Raw genomic sequence first — 17,027 nt, forward strand, 5'->3', positions numbered from 1 at the left:
GGCATCGAATGAAGCAAAGACTTTTTCCCCGGGTGATAACTTCTGAATAGAGGCGATCCTCAGACGGCGGTGGCCTGCTCTCTGCTGCAACAATCCAGTCTTCCGGATCGTTACCTTTTTGCCCCCAAAAACACCCTGCATGAATCGTCGTCATTTCCTTCTCAGTTCCCTCGGCACCACGCTCGCACTGCCGGGGATGTCCTCGCTCATGGCGAAGTCCGTGGGCGGCTCCGTCCAGGCCGCGAAAGGCGCGGGCATGGGTGCGCGGCGCTTTGTGGCGATTGGCAACCTGCTCGGCTACCAGACGAAGAGCCTTTTCCCCACCACGCAGGGCCGGAATTACGAGAAAACGACGCTGTTGCAGCCGCTGGAGGGCATTCGCGATCACATGACGGTCTTCCGCGGGCTCGACCACGGCGTGAAGGGCGGGCATTTCGCGGTGCATTCGTTCCTTTCCGGCGTGCTGCACTCCGAGGCGCAAAATCGCCCCGAGGGCAATGTGACCATCGACCAGTTCCTCGCGGATGCGGTGGGCTTTGAGACGCGTTTTCCGGCGCTCACGGTCGGTTCGGAAGGCGGCATTCATGGTGGTTGCCAGATCTCGTGGACGAAGTCGGGCGTGCGTGTGCCGCCGGTGACGAATCCGGCGGAGTTGTTTGAAAAACTGTTCGTCACCGACTCGAAGGAGCGTCAGGCGCGTCGCGCCCAGGAAAATCAGGTGCAGGCCTCCATCCTCGATTCCGTGCTGGAGGAGGCGAACCGCCTCTCGAAGCAGGTGAACAAGGAGGACAAGGACAAGCTCGACGAGTATCTGACCTCCGTGCGCGATGTGGAGAAGCGCCTCGAACTGCGCCAAAAATGGACGCATCAGCCGAAGCCGAAGGCACCGTTTGAAAAGCCCGCCAATCGCAACGCGGTCGAGGACCTGCCGCTGCTCTATGAGATGATCGCGCTCGCTTTGCAGAGTGACAGCACGCGCATCGCCACGCTGGAGATCGGCGGCGATTTCATGCCACAGCACCTCGGCATCAAGAAGGACTGGCACGGTCTCTCCCACCACGGCAACGACGCCGAGGCCATCGCCGACCTCATCAAGCTGGAGACCTATCAAATCGAGCACTTCGGCAAGTTTGTGGCCCGCCTCGCGAAGATGAACGACGGCGAGCGCACGCTGCTGGACTCGACGACCGTGCTTTTCGGCAGCGGCATGGGCGATGGCAACTCGCATAAAAACTCCGACCTGCCCATCCTCCTCGCCGGCGGCGGCTACAAGCACGGCGAATTCCGCGAAGTGCCCCGCGAAGGCATCAACAAGGTGCCACTGTGCAATCTCTTCGTCGATATCGCTCAGAAGATGGGCGTCGAAACCGATTCGTTTGGCAGCAGCACGGGGCGGTTTGCTTGATGCCGAGTGGCTTCGATCATGCGCCAGCAAAGTAGCCATCTTGCTCCGCAAGATGAGCTCAGCGTTCCCGCCAACTCTTCACGTTTTCTCTTTTCGATGACGAAATCTCCTTTCAACGCCCCACGCTCCTCTCGCGGAGCGAGAGGGCTACTTTGCTTCGCGATTGTGACCACTTTGTCCCACGCCGCGGACGACACGCCGAAGCTCGTGAAGCAGTTTCTCGGCAAATACTGCCTGGAGTGCCATGACGCGGATGTGCAGAAGGGAGATCGTGCGTTCGACAAGTTCGTGCTGCCGCTGAAGTCGGTGAACGAGCTCATTGATGCTCGCGACATCATCGATCAGCTCACTTTGAAGGAAATGCCGCCAAAGAAGGCCGACCAGCCGAACGACGAGGAGCGCATCGCCATGATTCGTGCTTTGCGCGAGGGCACCGTGGCGGCGCATGGCAAATTTCAGAGCACCGGCAGCCGCACGGTGATGCGCCGCCTTTCCAGCCGCGAGTATGAAAACACGCTCGCGGTGCTGTTTGGCCGTCGCGTGGACACGCTCGGCCTCACGGCGCAGTTTCCGAAGGAGAAGACCACCGAGCACATGGACACGATCGGCAAATCGCTCGTGACCTCCGGCTTCCTCGTCGATCAGTATTTCCAGTCCGCGAACCGCCTCGTCGAGGCACGTCTCGGCAAACCAGCCACGCCGCCGAAGGATTGGAAGTTCAACAGCCACTTCGTGCAATACGAGGAACTGCAGGGCTCACACAAAAGCGCCTTCAACTACCGCTACCTCAACATTTACGAGCAGCCGAACAGCGACACGCGCCAGGGCGGCTACGGCCACATCGAGGACTTCAAGCAAGGCGTGCCCGTCGCCGGCCTCTACGACCTCGAAGTTGAGGCCGCTGCGATGCATCGCGACACGCATTACGATCCCGCCATCTTCGGCATCGACTTCTCCGAGCCCTTCATTCTCGGCGTCGTGCCCGGCGATGTCACCGCGGGTCACATTCACTATCCGCAGCCCATCGAGCCCGTGCTCGCCACCGCCGTCGTGCCGGACAATACGCCCACGCGGCTCAAATTCCGCGTGTGGCTCGAAGCCGGGCAAACACCGCGCTTCATCTTCCCAAACGGCCCGTATGAATCCCGCGCCGCCGTCGTCACGATTAACAAACGCTACAAAGACGAGTTCAAGAGCGATGTCGGCAGCTCAGGCGTCGGCCGTGCGCACATTTTGAAGGAAGGCAAGCTCCCGCACATCCGCATCAGCGAGATCGTGATCCACGGCCCGGTGCCGGAAGATCATGGCAGCGTCGAAGGAGTGGCCGTTTTTGGCAAAAACGGCTTCCAGGAGGCCAAGGCGCTCGATCAGTTGAATGCCTTCGCCGAACGCGCCTACCGTCGCCCCCTCGCCGAGGCCGACCGCCAGCCGATCAAGGCCATGTATGACAAACGCCTCGCAGAAAAAGCCTCGCCGCGCCAGGCCGCGCTCGATGCGCTGAAACTCATCCTATGCTCGCCGAGCTTTCTGTATCTCAGCGAGATCACCGACGAATCCGAAAAGCGCCTCAAGCCCTACGACCTCGCCTCGCGTCTCTCGTATGCGCTTTGGGCCGCACCGCCGGATGACGCACTGCTCGCCGCCGCGAAGTCCGGCGGGCTCACGCAGGACGCCGAATTGAAAAAGCAAATCGAGCGCATGATCGCCGATGAACGCATCAACGGCTTCGTGAACGGCTTCCTCGACAGTTGGCTGAATCTCCGCGACCTCGGCTCGCAGCCGCCGCCGCGTGAAAATTTCCGCTCCTACTACGCCGAGGACCTCCCCAGCTCGATGAAGGCCGAGGCGCGGCTGTTTTTCCGCGATCTGCTCAAGAACAACGGCAGCGCCGCGCAGTTCATCGACTGCGAGCACACCTTCGTGGACAAGAAACTCGCCAAACTCTACGAACTGCCGGAGAAGGACAAACTGCGCCTCGCCGATGGCTTCCAAAAAGTCACCCTCAAGGGCAACAACCATCGCGGCGGCCTCCTCGGCATGGCCGCGGTGCTCACCGTGAGTGCGAATGGCGTCGAAACCTCGCCCGTCACCCGCGGCGTGTGGGTCACGGAGAATTTCCTCGGCGTCCCGCCGCCACCGCCACCGGATGTCGTGCCCGCGATCGATCCCGATGTCAGCGGCGCCACCACCATCCGCGACCGCCTTGCCAAACATCGCTCCGACGCCGCCTGCGCCGAATGCCATCGCAAAATCGACCCGCTCGGCTTCAGCCTCGAAGCCTACGACCCCGTCGGCCGCTGGCGCAAAAAATACCCTGCCGCCAGCAAGAAAGCCAAACCCGCCGACATCGACACCACCGGCGAATTCCCCTCCGGCGAGACCTACGCCGACTTCACCGGCTTCAAGAAGGTCATCCGCGACACCCGCAGCGATCTCTTCACCCGCCACCTCATCCGCCAGCTCCTCACCTACACCACCGGCCGCACCATGGAGCTCAACGACGACATCCCCCTCGATCAACTCCACGACAAAGTGAAGAAGCAAGGCCTCGGGTTGAAGACGTTGATGGTCGAGTGCCTGATGAGCGAGATTTTCCGGTCGCGGTGAGCGAGTGGATAACGCGAACTTCGCGGCATTGGGGCAGCCGCCCGGCATGCCAAACCGGACGCTGACAACCGAGGAAGCGTGGATCCATGCAAAAGCCTGGTTTGGGATCTGTGCGGCTTTAAAACCCTGACTCTTCTCACCTCACCGCTCCACCGACCCATTCCGGCTGCCTTTTGGCGAGGCAGTCGGAGAGCCAGCGGACGAGGTCGGCGACGGAGTCGTGCTTTTTGCGCAGGGCGTTGAGCGCGGGCCAGTCGATGCCGTGGCGAGGCGTGGGCAGGGTGATTTTCTGGATGCGCAGGAGATTGTGCACGGCCTCGAACTCGGCGGCGGTCATGGCGCGGAGTTCCTTGGCGGAGGGGAGTTCATCGAGCTGGGTGAGCTGGATGCCGAGACTGCTGATGCCGACGCCGAACTGATGGCCGAGGCTTCGCAGCGCATCGACGAGCGCCTCGTCATTAAGGCCTTCGGCGATGACGATCTCGCTCTGCAGCGTCCAGCGGGTGGCGCTGAGGGCTTGGAAGAAGTCGGCGCTGAAGTTTTCGAGCGAGACATTGAGCTTCAACTGCACGCCGGTGAGGCTGACCTCGGGCCCGCCGAGATGGCGGCGGAGATTGAGCATCGCCTCGTCGAAACGCGGCGCATCATCACTGGCGGCGTCGAGATCCCAGTCGGCGACGACGAGGTCGGGGATGTCCCATTCGCCCTCCATGCTGGGGGCGCCGCTGCTGTTGCGGTTCAGGAGGAAGGGATAACGCGAGCGCTGAAGACTGAGGCGCTCATAAATGGCGACCATGCGCAGGAACCGCGACCAGCACTGGTCGCTCTCGTTTTCCTCATCGAAGAGGCTGGTGCGGGTGACGCCGTTCGGGCCGGCGGTTTTTTTCTGCCTGCGGTAGTAGCCCTGGCCCTGATCGACCTTTGCGATGGGCGAGGTGGGGTCGTAGCTGAGGATGGAAAAATGATAACGCAGCGTGGCGTCGCTGTAGCCTTCCCCAAGACGCAGGCGCACGAGACGAATGAGCTCGGTGCCCTTGATGGCCTCCGCCGGATCATCCGGAAGGATTTCGGGAAGCGTTTGTCGCAGTTGTTCGCGCAGGTTCATCCGTCTAAGATTTTTCCAGCATGCCGGATTGACGCGGCGTTCGTCAACAAGAGAAACGCATCAACCGTGCCGTTCCTCACGAATGCTGTAGCGCGTGCGACGGCTGTTGAGCCAGCGGACGCCGAACATGTCCATCGTGGCACGCAGGGCGCGGTTGCCGAAGCCATACTTGCTCACGCCGTGGATGCGCGGGCGGTGATTCACCGGCACCTCGGTGACACGCCAGCCCATGTTGCGGATGAGCGCGGGGATGAAGCGGTGCATGCCGTTGAAGAGCAGCAGCGCCTCGCGGCAGTCGCGGCGCATGGCCTTCAAGGTGCAGCCGGTGTCGCGCACATGATCGCCGACGAAGCGTGAGCGGACGAAGTTCGCGATGCGGCTCTGCAGGCGCTTGAAGGCGGTGTCCTTGCGCTTCGCGCGGTAGCCGCAGACGAGGTCGAAGCCTTCGTCGAGCTTCGCGACGAGAGCGGGAATGTCGGCGGGATCGTTTTGCAGGTCGCCGTCGAGCGTGACAATGACATCGCCCTTTGCGCCATGAATGCCGGCGTGCATGGCGGCGCTCTGGCCGCTGTTTTTCTCGAACACGATCACACGCACACGTGGTCCTGGCTGGATACGGGAGAGCGTCTGGTCCTTCGAGCCGTCATCGACGAGCACGAGCTCGTAATCACGTCCCGCGAGCGCGGCGTCGATCTGCTGCTGCATCTCCACGACGTTGTCCTCCTCGTTGTAGAGGGGCACGACTACGGAAAGAGCAGGAGAAGATGGCATGGGCGCGGGAAAAAGGGGGCAAAAGTCGGGCAGACGTTAAGGGTGGCAAGTGAAGATTTTCAGCCATCGCACCTCGTTGCCCGCGTGCATCACGCGGGCGATGGAAAGGATCTCGGTGCGCGCAAATCGCGCTGTCACCGCCTGCGGTGGCGCGATGGCGGTGGGATCGTCGGTGACGAAGATCGCGCCGCGACCGACGAAACCGCGCAAATCGTCGTCCAGCGATTTCACCGGCTCGTTTTGGCCCAGATAGTGATCCAGCCCGACGGCGAGCCGCCAGTCGGTGGCGAGCAGGAACCATGTGCCTTCACGATTGGCCTCTTTCAGCGTGGTGGAGACGAGTTTTGCGCTCTCACGCCAGCCACGCATGGTCCTGGAGGGATCGGCGGTGAAAAAATGAGCGTAGTCTGAGGCTTCGCCTGTCTGCCGTGAAAAAGGCCGGCGCAGGCCCAGCGTGCGGGGGAAATCGCTTTGCAGCAGGAAGGCGCTCTGCAGCGCAGCGAGCACCAGCGCGATGGTCCGCAGGCTCGCACGATTCTCGATGGCCAGGCCGCCGAGCACCGTGCCGCGATGCGCGAGGAGCATCGCCGCGAAGATCATCCACGCCGCGCCGCCCATGTCCGGCCAGCGATGATTCGGCCCGAAAAAGAAATCCAGCGCGGCCAGTGGCAGCAGCATGGCCAGCGGCAGGCTGCGCTGCGACATGAGCGCGGCACGGTCAAACGCCATGCGTGCCGCCAGCACGAACAATGTGAGCAGCAACGGCGAGGCGAGCACAATCCAGCGCAGCAGGTTCGGAACGAGCCGCCACTCCGGCCAATCGATGTCTGGTCCGCTCCAAAGCCAACCCAGCACTCCTACGCTCCAAAAACACGCGATCACGAGAAAACCCGAGGAGCGCAGGTGATGCCGCAACCGATCCGGAAGCGCGAAAACCATCACCACGGCAGCCATCACATCCAATGCAGGAGGCCGGGCCATGACCATGCCAAAAACGCAGACGCCCGCCGCCCACCACGCCCAGTGCAGCGGCCGCGCATGGGCCAGCGCGATGCGCAAGCACAAGGCGCAAAGCGGAACGAGCGCAAAAACGACCGTGGAGGCGGTCAGCGTGACAGCGGCAATGTTGAATGACGGCAGCACATTGACGATCACCACCGCCCAGCCTGCGATATGCGCGTCAAACATCCCGCGCATCAGCCGCCATACGGCCAGCGAGGCCGCGAGCACAAGCAAGGGCGCGAAAAAGCGCACGCCGAGCTCATTCGCGCCTCCGATTAGCATGCCTAGCTTCGCGAAAAGCGGCACCAACGGCCCGATTTCGTGAAAACCGGTCATCCCGCCGTGTTTCACACGGAAAACGGCCAGCGCCTCGTCCGGGGAGAGTTCCAGCGTCGGGAGCAGCGCCTAGCGCCAGAGCGTGAGCAGGCCTAGGGCGGCAAAGAGAAAGCGCTGGCGCTGCATGGTGGTTGAGCGCATTGAATAGTGACCGCCGCGTGCCTGTCAAAGCGGTGTCTCCCCACTCTCCGACCATGAAACGCCTTTTGCTCATACCGCTGATGCTTGCCGCCGTCTGTCGCGCCGAGGACGCCCAGCCGAAAACCGCCGAGGAAATCCTCCGCATTGTGCGTCTCAGCTATGCTTTGCAGAACCACAAGATGAACGGCCAGCTCCGCGATGACGCCACAGGCCGCGCCGAGCCCCTGACACTGACGATGGAGAACCGCGTCATGCGTTTCCTCTTCACCAACGAACCAAAGGAAATCGTCCACCTCGATCTGAACACCGAGCCCGCCACACTTTACCAAGTGCGCGCAGGTGGCTCATCCCAGGTGCAGGGCAGCCAGTATGGCAGCAGCCTGCGCGGCATGGCCTTCAATTATGAGGATTTGTCTCTTCGCTTCCTTTACTGGCCGCGTCCGCAGCTCATGGGCGAGGGCCGCGTCAGTGCGCAGAAGTGCTGGATCGTGCGTGTCACCAATCCAGGCAAAGACGGCCCGTACTACGTCGTGGACATCTGGGTGCACCAGGGCAGCGGCGGAGCCGCGAAGATGGAGGCCTATGACCGCAACAGCAAGGTCGTCAAACGCTACCAGGTCACCAAGGTGCAGAAGGTGGACAACGCCACCACCCTCAAGGAGTTGAAAATCGAGACGCTCAATCCCTTCAACGGCGACGTGAAGGCACGGACCTACATGACCCTGGACAATCCTGAGAAGAAATGACGGGACGCATGGAGCCGCCAAAAAAATTCGTCCCGCATCCCTTCGCGTACCATCAGCAGCTTGATGTGAGGATCGACAATCTCACGAACGAGGGCATGGGCGTGGCCCGGGCCGGCGGCTGGGTCGTGTTCGTGCCCTTCGTGCTGCCCGGCGAGCTCGTGCGCTGCCGCATCTACCGCAATCACAAGAACTTCAGCGAAGCCGACCTCGTCGAGGTGCTCGAACCTTCGCCGCAGCGCGTTCAGCCCGTGTGCCCGGTCTTCGGCACCTGCGGCGGCTGCCAGTACCAGCACATGGCGTATGCCGAGCAGCTTCACTGGAAGCGACGCCAGGTCGCCGAGCTGCTGAAGCACATGGCGCGCATCGAGCATCCGGTGAACGAGGTCATCCCATCGCCCGTCGAGTTTGGTTATCGCTCGAAAATCACGCCCCACTTCCAGAAGCCACGCGCGAATGGCATCGAGGACATTGGCTTCCTCCGCATGGGGGCTCGTGCGGCGCTTGTCGATGTGCCCTATTGCCACATCGCCATGGACGCGATCAATCAAGCGCTGCCTGCTGTGCGCGAAAACATCCGCGCCAGCGCCGCGAGTTTCAAACGCGGCGGCACCCTGCTGCTCCGTGCGGCAAAAAACGGCGTGCTCACGAACACGCACGACATCGCGCACGAGGACGTGGACGGCATTCGCTTCGAGTTCCAAGCGGGCGACTTCTTCCAGAACAATCCCTTCATCCTGCCGCGCTTCGTGCGTCATGCCCTCGATGAGGCGAAGGCCATGGGGGCGAAATACCTCGTCGATGCCTACTGCGGCAGCGGGTTGTTTGCCGTCTGCGGTGCTCGCGACTTCGAGCAGGTTATTGGCGTCGAGATTTCTGAAAGCGCCGTCAAAAAGGCCGCGCACAACGCCGAACTCAACGGTCTTACGAACTGCCGCTTCATTGCAGCGGACGCCCGTGAAGTATTCAAAGACGTTCCGCATCCCGGAGCCGACACCGTGGTGCTCATCGATCCGCCACGTGCCGGCTGCAGCGCTGAGTTTTTGCAGCAGCTCTTCGCCTTTGGCCCGAAAGGGGTTGTCTATGTCTCCTGCAATCCCGCCACGCAGATGCGCGACCTGCAGCTCTTCACGGAGGCCGGCTACAAGCTCGGCACCGTGCAGCCATTCGATCTCTTCCCGCAGACGAAGCACCTCGAGTGCGTCATGACGCTCAGCCGATGAACCGTTTCGAATTCGCCACCGCCCAGCGCATCATCTTCGGACGCGGCACGGTGCGCGAATTGCCTGCTCTCGCCGCCGACTTCGGCCAGCGAGCACTTCTCATCACCGGCAGCCGCCCGCAACAATGGGAAACCCGGCTGCCTTATGTTGGCTTCAAATCGATTTGCGGAGAGCCGACGGTACAAGACATCCAAATCGGCGTTGAAATGGCGAAACAGCTCAACGCCGATGTTATCGTCTCCATCGGCGGCGGCAGTGTCGTCGATGCTGGCAAGGCCATCGCCGCGATGAGCACGCAGCCGGGTGATTTGATGCGCTACATCGAGGTCATTGGCGAAGGCAAGCCGCTCGAAGCCGCGCCGTTGCCCTTCATCGCCGTTCCCACCACCGCGGGCACCGGAGCCGAAGCCACGCGCAACGCCGTTATCGCCAGCGAGGAGCATCGCGTCAAAGCCAGCCTGCGCCATCTCTCGATGCTGCCGCGCATCGCGTTGATTGATCCCGAACTCGCCAGCGATCTTCCACCGAACGTCACCGCCGCCAGTGGCATGGACGCGCTCACGCAATGTCTCGAAGCCTTCGTTTGCTCGCGTGCGCAGCCGATGACCGACGCGCTGTGCCTTGATGGCATCCAGCGGGCGATTCGCTCCCTCGAACGTGCCTTTCAAAACGGCCACAACCTCGATGCACGTGAGGACATGGCTCTTTGCGCCCTCAACAGCGGCATTGCGCTCGCCAACGCGGGCCTCGGTGCCGTTCATGGCTTCGCCGCGCCGATTGGCGGCATGTTTCACGCACCGCACGGCGCCGTTTGCGCCGCATTGCTTGCTCCCGTTTGGGAAGCGAACTCGAAACGCGTTCAAAACCGCGCCAAGTTCGATCAAATCGACACCATGCTCGGCAGTGACGCCGTTTCATGGCTTCATGCGCTCACCGCACGTCTTCAGATCCCGAAACTCAGCGCGTGGGGCATTCAAAACTCCGGTCTCGACGAAATCGCCCGCAAAGCCGCCGCCGCGAGCAGCATGAAGGCGAATCCCGTTTCCCTCACGCATGATGAACTGCTCGCCATTCTTCGTGCGGCGCTGTGAAAGTTGACCGCACATCGAATCGCTTTAACAAACCCCGACCATGAAATCCTTCCGCCTCAAACGCCTCTTCAACGCCAAGTCCAACCGCTGCTTCGATGTGGCCGTCGATCACGGCTTCTTCAATCAAGCCGGCTTCCTGCAAGGCATCGAGGACATGCGGAAGGTCATCCAGGTGCTCGTCGATGCCGCGCCGGACGCGATCCAACTCACGCTCGGCATGGCGCGGCATTTGCAGGAGATTCCCGGCCGCGAAAAGCCCAGCCTCGTGCTGCGCACCGACGTGGCGAACATCTATGGCAAGACATTGCCCGAAAATCGCCGCTTCAGCCTCATGATCGAGGACTGCATGCTGCAAGCCGTCCGCTACGACGCGGCCTGCGTGTGCGTGAACCTCTTCCAAATCCCCGGCGCACCTGAAGTGCATGCGGAATGCGTGGAAAACATCCTCAAACTCAAGCCGCAGGCCGATTACTACGGCATGCCGATGATGGTGGAGCCGCTGGTATTCCAGCCGAACGAGAAAGCCGGTGGCTACATGGTGAATGGCGATGAAACCGCCATCACCTACCTCGTTCGTCAGGCCGTCGAACTCGGTGCGGACATCATCAAGGCAGATCCGACGGACGACGTGAGTCGCTATCACAAAGTCATCGAAGCCGCTTCCGGCATCCCGGTGCTCGTGCGGGGTGGCGGACGCGTGAGCGACCGCGAAATCCTCGAGCGCACGCAGGGGCTGCTCGCGCAGGGCGCTTCAGGCATCGTTTATGGCCGCAACGTCATTCAGCATCCGAATCCCAAGGGCATCACGCGCGCCTTAATGGCCATGGTGCATGACGGCGTGAGTGTCGATGCCGCGCTGGCGATGGTGAAGTGAGCCACGCGGGCAAAAGAAAGCCGGGGTCGCTTTCGCAAGCCCCGGCCCCGCTCGTTGTTGGTTGCGGTAAGTTAGTTGATGGCACCGCCCAGCCCTTCGGCATTGAGCGCGGCGGCCAGTTCGGCCTTGGTGAACTCACCTTCCACGGTGAATGACTCGGCTTTGGAAACAATGTCGTGCTTCGTGATGCCCGGCACGTTCTTCACGGCGGCGATCGCGGCATTCGCGCACTTCTGGCAGCAGAGGTGAACACCGGACACGGTGGCCTTGGTGATCTTGGCCTCAGGCTTGGCGGCGGCTGTGGATTTGGACTCGGCCTCTTCTCCTTCCACCTTGCCGAAGTAGCCGGCGGCGATGATGGCCTCGACAGCCTTCTTCGCGTCGGTCTTCTTCTTGGTGGTGATCGTCACGGTCTTGCCTTCAGCGGTGACGGTGATGTCTTTGCCGACGCTTGTGCCGGCTTTGACGATGCCGTTCGTGCAGCTTTTGCAGCAATTGTGAACGCCGGTCATCGTGACGGTGGTCTCGGCACGCGCAAACGCGGCCAGAGCGAACAAGGAGAGAAGGGTGATTTTCTTCATAAGCAATTTCTGAGACGATACGACATGGCGGTTTCTTTGCACAATCTAAATTTTAACGACGGATCGCAGTCATGAATCCGCGTGCCACAGCGGTGTCATGATAATCGCCCGGCGCATATCCCGCCTCATCAAGCAGCGTCGCATACTCGCCCGTGCTGTAGCATTTCCCCTGCGTGGAGTGCATCAGCAGGCACGAGTACTCAGCCACATGCAGAGGTCCGTTCTTCGTGGCGTTGATGAACGCGTCGTGAATGATCAGGAGGTCGCCCGGACTCTGCGCCGCATGTGAAACAGAGAGCAGCTTCTTCACCTCGGCCACGCCCCAGTCGTGCAGCACGTTGGAATAAAGATGCACGTCGCATCCCGTTGGCAAACCGTCGAACATGTTGCCCGTCGCCACGCTCACACGATCCGCACAGCCGCGTTCGTCGATCAATTTGGCCGCGATGCGGTCCAGGGGCGCCTGATCAAACGTGATGGTCTTCAAGTGCTTGTGATGTGCGGCAATCGAGCACGCGTAGATGCCGGAACCCGCGCCAATGTCGAGCAGGCAGAAGCGCCCGCTGAGGTCGAGCTTCTTCGCGAGCGCCTGGGAGAGGTAGAGACCGCGGCAATCCATCGCCGCGGTGAATTTGCGGGCAAAGTCCTCCTGTTCCATCGCCTTGTGCCAGTCGAAGGCGGCCTTGTCACCGCTCCAACCGGCAGGTTTGTCGGTCTTGAGTACCTCCAGATAGTCCCGAGCGATGGGACGATCGTGCAACGAGGCATAATACGGTCGCAGATCCCACACCGAGCCAGCAGTGAGATGCTCCTTTGCCGTTTCCGTCGCATGAAACACGCCGCCGTTGTTTTGAACCCAGCCGTTCGCGGCGAACAAGGTCAGCATCACGTCCACCGGACGTTCCTTAAAGCCAAAGTGATCGCAGATACCATCAAGCGATGACGGATTGTCCGCCAGCCAGGTGAAGAAGTCGAGGCTGAGCGCCGCCGTGATCAAATCGACCGCGTAGAGGCTGTCGCGGTAGCGGTAGATTTTCAGCGGGTCAGTCTTTGGCGTGGAGGTGAGGTCGTGGGGCATGCAGGCGTGATGATTCGCAGGTGAGCGGCGAAAGAAACGAAGAAATGAAAAAAGACTCCCCACGCGCCTTGCGTTGACTTGCCTCCCAACTCCTGACAGCATCGCGCACCATGTCCTCTCCCGTCCCCACGCTCACGACCAAGCACTGGCTCATCATCGTTATCGCCAGCATCGGCTTTCTGTTCGACACCTATGAGCTGCTCATGACGCCGCTGGTGGCCGCGCCGGCGATCGCGGAGCTTTTAAAGCTGCCGCCGAGCAATCCGATCGTCACGAGCTGGGTGGGTAACCTGCTGACCATCGCCGCGGTGTGCGGCGGTGTCTTCGGCCTTCTGGGTGGCTGGTTGATCGACAAGTTCGGTCGCAAGACGATCATGGCGGCGAGCATCTTCCTGTATTCGGCCGCTCCGTTCTGCGCCGCGTATGCGACCACGCTGCCGGCCTTCATTTTCTTCCGCAGCGCCACGTTCATCGGCGTGTGCGTCGAGTTCGTCGCCGCGGTGACGTGGCTGGCAGAAGTGTTCCAAGACAAGAAGCAGAAGGAAAAATGGCTCGGCATCACGCAAGCCTTCGCCTCCGTTGGTGGTGTGTGCGTGACTGTGATGAGCATCTGGATCAACAACAAGCTCAAGGCAGGCGGCCTGCCATCCTTCTCGTTGCCTGCCGGACTTGATGGCGCGGTGGGTTCCTGGCGCTACTTGCTCATGACCGGCATCCTGCCTGCGATTCCGATCGCGCTGCTGCTGCCGTTCGTGCCGGAATCCCAGGTGTGGAAGGAGAAGAAGGCCTCGGGCGCGCTCAAACGTCCGAGCTTCGGCGGTTTGTTCTCCCCGGAGCTGCGCAAGGTCACGCTCGTCACCACCATCCTCTCCGCTTGCGCTTACGGCATCGCCTTTGGCGCGCTTCAAGTCACCGTCGCTCGGGTGACGCCCGGACTGCCGGAACTTGCGCCGCAGGCGAAGGCCATGGCCCCGATGATTGCCGAGGCGAAGGCGCTCAACACGCAGCTCAATGCGCTGCCCGCAGGTGATCCTGGACGCAAGGAACTCGTCGGCAAGATCAAGGAGAACGCAATCCAGCAGGCACCGCACAAGAAGGTCGTCGATGAGATGAGCAGCAAGGTGCAGTTTCGTCAGGAGATGGGCGGACTCATGGGCCGCGTCTTGCTTGCCGTGCTGCTCATCGTCGGCATCAGCCGCGTGGCCTTGCTGAAAGTCTTCCAGGTTCCGGCGCTGATCATTCTGCCGGTGACTTACTTCATGCTCTTTGAAAAAGGCGGCGAGGCTTTCCTCTGGGGCTACTTCCTCTGCGGACTCGTCACCGTGGCGCAGTTCAGCTATTTCGGAGAGTATCTGCCGAAAATCTTCCCGCTGCATCTGCGCGGCACTGGCGGCAGCTTTGCCACGAACGTCGGCGGGCGCATGATCGGCACCTGCATGGCCACCGTGAACACGAGCTGGCTCGCGCCGTTGCTCGCAGGCGGCATCCAAAACGTGCGCCCGCTGCATGTGGCCATGGCCGCCGGCTACATCGCCACCGCGATGGCTGTGATCGCGCTGCTCGTCGGCTTCTTCCTGCCGGAACCGAAGGGCGAGGAGTGATGCGAGAGACTTCGTATCAGGGAGGCGTACTCATGCCGCCATGATCCGTTCTCTGCTCATACTTGCTGCTTATCTCCTCAGTTTCACGCTCCACGCCGCGGACGCGGGCGATGGGAAGCTGCGCATCATTGTCTTCGGCGCGCATCCGGATGACGCGGAGTATAAGGCGGGTGGCTCGGCGGTGAAGTGGGCGCGGCAGGGGCATCATGTGAAGCTGGTTTCGGTCACGAACGGCGACATCGGCCACTGGAAGGAGGCGGGCGGACCGCTGGCGCTGCGTCGCGCCGCGGAAGTGGCAGCGTGCGCGAAGAAGCTCGGCGTGACCTCGCAGGTGCTCGACATCCATGATGGCGAGCTTGTTCCGTCGCTGGAGTATCGGAAGCTGCTCACGCGCGTGATCCGCGAGTGGAAGGCGGACATCGTCATCGCACCGCGGCCGTGGGATTACCATCCGGACCATCGTTATGTCGGCGTGTTGATCCAGGACGCGGCCTTTATGGTGGCGGTGCCGTTCATCGTGCCGGACGTGCCGCCGCTGAAGAAGAATCCGGTGTTCCTGTATTCGAGCGATGGCTTTCAGAAGCCGTATCCCTTCACACCAGACATCGCGGTGAGTGTGGATGATTCCTTCGATCAGAAACTCGATGGCATCCATGAGTTGACCTCACAGCACTATGAAGGCGGCGCGAACGGCTCCGAAGAGCACGTGAAGAGCGTGCCGCCCGCGAGTGATGAAGCGGGACGCCGTGCGTGGCTGAAACGCCGCTGGGGCGCGCGCCAGGGCAGCGAGGCGGACAAGTATCGTGAGCTGCTGATCAAGCTCTACGGCGAGGAACGCGGCAAGGCGGTCAAATACGCTGAGACCTTCGAGATCTGCGAGTATGGCCGCCGTCCGTCGCTGGAGGAGATCAAGAAGCTCTTCCCGTTTTACGACGCGAAGTGAGCTTCAGGCTTCTTGATGGCTCCACACGCGACCTGGAGCACAAATCCACTGCTGGATGATGGCGGTGCTCTTGTAGGCACCTCCAGCGGCCCACGGAGAAAAAGCGGGCAGCAGCCAGCGCTCGCGTGATTCGCTGATTTTTTCGCGCACGAGGGCTGGCAGCTTCAAACGCAGCCCGGCACCGTCGTTGAGTGAGATCGCGGGATGTTCGTGACCGGTGATGTGGATGGCATCGGCATCACCGGCCTGATTTTCGACCGCCTTGAAGTGATGACCATGCGAAAAGAGAAAGCGGGGCTCCCGATGCGTTTCGACAAACGGCCAGCCTTTGCGCAGCGCGGGCCGGTCGTGATTGCCGAGGATGCAGATGATCTCCGGCACATGCGGCTGGAGGTTTTCGAGCAGTTTCAGCGTCTCGACGGCCGACCCCGAGCCGTCCATGATGTCGCCCACAAGAATGAGGCGGCGTGGCAGGTGATCCGCCAGCAGCGCGAGCAGCGTCTCTTCGATCTGCGGCATGCCAAAATCCGGCAGCAGCGCCCCTTGGCGTGCGCGGTGCACCTCGTAGCCGAAATGGATGTCCGCCACGGCCATCCAGCGCTGCGTGGCATGCACCAGCGCCCGGCGGCTGTCGAGCAGCACATCGTTGTCGATCACGGCAACGACAGGGGCTTTCATGGCTTGAGCAGCTTGAATCGTTCGCGCAGTTTTCCGAGCGCATCCTGCTTGGCGGCGTTTTTGCGCTCCAGTTCACGCGCCAGCGTCGCTGCGCGGATCGGCTCGCCGGATCTGAGCAAGTCCTCAGCATGATTCGCCAGATCGTTCTGCTGGGGTGAGAGCCCGGTCGCTCGGGCATCCTGGGAGGCCATGGCGGAGCTTCCCTGCGCATGGCCGCCGAAGACATCCGCGATGTTCAGCCACCAGGCCTCCGTGCCGTCTTGCGAAAAGACGATCCAGATCGGATCACCTTCGTGCATGAACTCAAACACGCGCCGGTTGGCGATGACAGGCTTCACCTTTTGCACCTCCCAGGACTTGGTTTTCACGCCGACTTCGAATTCCGCCCCGTTCCAGCGCAGTTTGATCGGTGTCTGATCCGGGCCGCCGATCCAGACGACGTTTTGAATGTCCTGCGGAAAGTTGACCACCGGCTTTGCCGCCGCGGCGTTCTCGGCCTTGAACTCAATCTCGCCGCTGACGTTGGTCGGCGTGATGAGTTTGAGATCGTCGCTCACGAAATACCAAGCCGAGCGCTGCTCGCTAAAGACAAGCTGGAACACACCCGCATCGACGAAGGCATGCTCCTTGAACTGGCTGCGTGATTCACCCGTGGGCGTCGTCGAATGGAAGTTCTCGCCATCAAAACGCAGGTGCTTGAGCGTGTTCGTGCCGCGCAGGTGCCAGGTGATGCTGGTGATGGCCTTCGCAAACTTCTCCACCTCCGGCCAGGTCTTCTCCTGTGCATGGAGAAGACAGGCTGAGGCAAAGATCGAAGAAGCAACAAGCAGGCGCGGACTCATGGACGC

General features: G+C 61.6%; 15 protein-coding genes. 8 read left to right on the plus strand and 7 right to left on the minus strand.

What is annotated here, in order from left to right:
* The first annotated feature begins 139 nt into the window (after positions 1-139).
* Both ACILSE_RS05590 and ACILSE_RS05595 read left to right on the plus strand, forming a co-directional pair.
* Positions 140-1,405: a DUF1552 domain-containing protein gene (locus tag ACILSE_RS05590; RefSeq protein ID WP_395716379.1), complete on the plus strand. Its 1,266-nt coding sequence runs from the start codon at positions 140-142 to the stop codon at positions 1,403-1,405.
* 96 nt (positions 1,406-1,501) lie between these two features.
* A complete protein-coding gene (locus ACILSE_RS05595) occupies positions 1,502-4,012 on the plus strand; it encodes a DUF1592 domain-containing protein (protein WP_395716380.1) in 2,511 nt (836 codons plus the stop codon).
* Positions 4,013-4,148: 136 nt separating this feature from the next.
* Here ACILSE_RS05595 and ACILSE_RS05600 read toward each other — a convergent pair whose 3' ends face one another.
* Genes ACILSE_RS05600 through ACILSE_RS05610 form a run of 3 tightly spaced genes read right to left on the minus strand, consistent with a single transcriptional unit; the run spans position 4,149 to position 7,226 of the window.
* Positions 4,149-5,117: a hypothetical protein gene (locus ACILSE_RS05600; RefSeq protein WP_395716381.1), complete on the minus strand. Its 969-nt coding sequence runs from the start codon at positions 5,115-5,117 to the stop codon at positions 4,149-4,151.
* A 60-nt stretch (positions 5,118-5,177) separates the two neighbouring features.
* Positions 5,178-5,888, minus strand: coding sequence for a glycosyltransferase family 2 protein (locus tag ACILSE_RS05605; RefSeq protein ID WP_395716382.1), 711 nt, complete (start codon positions 5,886-5,888; stop codon positions 5,178-5,180).
* Between the two features lie 36 nt (positions 5,889-5,924).
* A complete protein-coding gene (locus ACILSE_RS05610) occupies positions 5,925-7,226 on the minus strand; it encodes a glycosyltransferase family 39 protein (RefSeq protein ID WP_395716383.1) in 1,302 nt (433 codons plus the stop codon).
* Positions 7,227-7,420: 194 nt separating this feature from the next.
* On the opposite strand from ACILSE_RS05610, the gene ACILSE_RS05615 reads away from it, so the two are divergent.
* The 4 genes from ACILSE_RS05615 to ACILSE_RS05630 are packed head-to-tail and all read left to right on the plus strand — an operon-like array spanning position 7,421 to position 11,298.
* Complete coding sequence (locus tag ACILSE_RS05615) at positions 7,421-8,113, plus strand: outer membrane lipoprotein-sorting protein (protein WP_395716384.1); 693 nt, start codon at positions 7,421-7,423, stop codon at positions 8,111-8,113.
* On the plus strand, positions 8,110-9,333 hold the full coding sequence (locus tag ACILSE_RS05620; protein ID WP_395716385.1) for a class I SAM-dependent RNA methyltransferase: 1,224 nt from the start codon (positions 8,110-8,112) through the stop codon (positions 9,331-9,333). Before ACILSE_RS05615 ends, ACILSE_RS05620 begins: the two co-directional genes overlap by 4 nt.
* Positions 9,330-10,424 carry an iron-containing alcohol dehydrogenase gene (locus ACILSE_RS05625; RefSeq protein WP_395716386.1) on the plus strand — a complete coding sequence of 365 codons (1,095 nt, stop codon included), beginning with the start codon at positions 9,330-9,332 and terminating at the stop codon, positions 10,422-10,424. The genes ACILSE_RS05620 and ACILSE_RS05625 overlap by 4 nt, the downstream gene beginning before the upstream one ends.
* Positions 10,425-10,464: 40 nt before the next feature.
* A complete protein-coding gene (locus tag ACILSE_RS05630) occupies positions 10,465-11,298 on the plus strand; it encodes a class I fructose-bisphosphate aldolase (protein WP_395716387.1) in 834 nt (277 codons plus the stop codon).
* A 71-nt stretch (positions 11,299-11,369) separates the two neighbouring features.
* Here ACILSE_RS05630 and ACILSE_RS05635 read toward each other — a convergent pair whose 3' ends face one another.
* Both ACILSE_RS05635 and ACILSE_RS05640 read right to left on the minus strand, forming a co-directional pair.
* Positions 11,370-11,879 (minus strand): hypothetical protein, encoded by a 510-nt coding sequence (locus ACILSE_RS05635; RefSeq protein ID WP_395716388.1) that lies wholly within the window; start codon positions 11,877-11,879, stop codon positions 11,370-11,372.
* A gap of 52 nt (positions 11,880-11,931) precedes the next feature.
* Complete coding sequence (locus tag ACILSE_RS05640) at positions 11,932-12,957, minus strand: methyltransferase (RefSeq protein WP_395716389.1); 1,026 nt, start codon at positions 12,955-12,957, stop codon at positions 11,932-11,934.
* Between the two features lie 110 nt (positions 12,958-13,067).
* Between ACILSE_RS05640 and ACILSE_RS05645 the strand changes: the two genes are divergently transcribed.
* The gene (locus ACILSE_RS05645; RefSeq protein ID WP_395716390.1) at positions 13,068-14,558 is read left to right on the plus strand and encodes an MFS transporter; all 1,491 of its coding nucleotides are present in this window, start codon (positions 13,068-13,070) and stop codon (positions 14,556-14,558) included.
* Between the two features lie 40 nt (positions 14,559-14,598).
* Positions 14,599-15,501, plus strand: coding sequence for a PIG-L deacetylase family protein (locus ACILSE_RS05650; RefSeq protein WP_395716391.1), 903 nt, complete (start codon positions 14,599-14,601; stop codon positions 15,499-15,501).
* A 3-nt stretch (positions 15,502-15,504) separates the two neighbouring features.
* Here ACILSE_RS05650 and ACILSE_RS05655 read toward each other — a convergent pair whose 3' ends face one another.
* Together ACILSE_RS05655 and ACILSE_RS05660 are read right to left on the minus strand one after the other, a co-directional pair.
* On the minus strand, positions 15,505-16,179 hold the full coding sequence (locus ACILSE_RS05655) for a metallophosphoesterase (RefSeq protein WP_395716392.1): 675 nt from the start codon (positions 16,177-16,179) through the stop codon (positions 15,505-15,507).
* A complete protein-coding gene (locus tag ACILSE_RS05660; RefSeq protein WP_395716393.1) occupies positions 16,176-17,021 on the minus strand; it encodes a hypothetical protein in 846 nt (281 codons plus the stop codon). The genes ACILSE_RS05655 and ACILSE_RS05660 overlap by 4 nt, the downstream gene beginning before the upstream one ends.
* Between the last annotated feature and the right edge of the window lie 6 nt (positions 17,022-17,027).

This window comes from Prosthecobacter sp. (genome assembly GCF_044236155.1).
GTDB lineage: Bacteria > Verrucomicrobiota > Verrucomicrobiia > Verrucomicrobiales > Verrucomicrobiaceae > Prosthecobacter.

Coding starts and splice junctions, on each gene's coding strand:
- ACILSE_RS05590 (WP_395716379.1), top strand. CDS start 140: ATGAATCGTCGTCATTTCCTTCTCAGTTCCCTCGGCACCACGCTCGCA.
- ACILSE_RS05595 (WP_395716380.1), top strand. CDS start 1,502: ATGACGAAATCTCCTTTCAACGCCCCACGCTCCTCTCGCGGAGCGAGA.
- ACILSE_RS05600 (WP_395716381.1), bottom strand. CDS start 5,117: ATGAACCTGCGCGAACAACTGCGACAAACGCTTCCCGAAATCCTTCCG.
- ACILSE_RS05605 (WP_395716382.1), bottom strand. CDS start 5,888: ATGCCATCTTCTCCTGCTCTTTCCGTAGTCGTGCCCCTCTACAACGAG.
- ACILSE_RS05610 (WP_395716383.1), bottom strand. CDS start 7,226: ATGACCGGTTTTCACGAAATCGGGCCGTTGGTGCCGCTTTTCGCGAAG.
- ACILSE_RS05615 (WP_395716384.1), top strand. CDS start 7,421: ATGAAACGCCTTTTGCTCATACCGCTGATGCTTGCCGCCGTCTGTCGC.
- ACILSE_RS05620 (WP_395716385.1), top strand. CDS start 8,110: ATGACGGGACGCATGGAGCCGCCAAAAAAATTCGTCCCGCATCCCTTC.
- ACILSE_RS05625 (WP_395716386.1), top strand. CDS start 9,330: ATGAACCGTTTCGAATTCGCCACCGCCCAGCGCATCATCTTCGGACGC.
- ACILSE_RS05630 (WP_395716387.1), top strand. CDS start 10,465: ATGAAATCCTTCCGCCTCAAACGCCTCTTCAACGCCAAGTCCAACCGC.
- ACILSE_RS05635 (WP_395716388.1), bottom strand. CDS start 11,879: ATGAAGAAAATCACCCTTCTCTCCTTGTTCGCTCTGGCCGCGTTTGCG.
- ACILSE_RS05640 (WP_395716389.1), bottom strand. CDS start 12,957: ATGCCCCACGACCTCACCTCCACGCCAAAGACTGACCCGCTGAAAATC.
- ACILSE_RS05645 (WP_395716390.1), top strand. CDS start 13,068: ATGTCCTCTCCCGTCCCCACGCTCACGACCAAGCACTGGCTCATCATC.
- ACILSE_RS05650 (WP_395716391.1), top strand. CDS start 14,599: ATGATCCGTTCTCTGCTCATACTTGCTGCTTATCTCCTCAGTTTCACG.
- ACILSE_RS05655 (WP_395716392.1), bottom strand. CDS start 16,179: ATGAAAGCCCCTGTCGTTGCCGTGATCGACAACGATGTGCTGCTCGAC.
- ACILSE_RS05660 (WP_395716393.1), bottom strand. CDS start 17,021: ATGAGTCCGCGCCTGCTTGTTGCTTCTTCGATCTTTGCCTCAGCCTGT.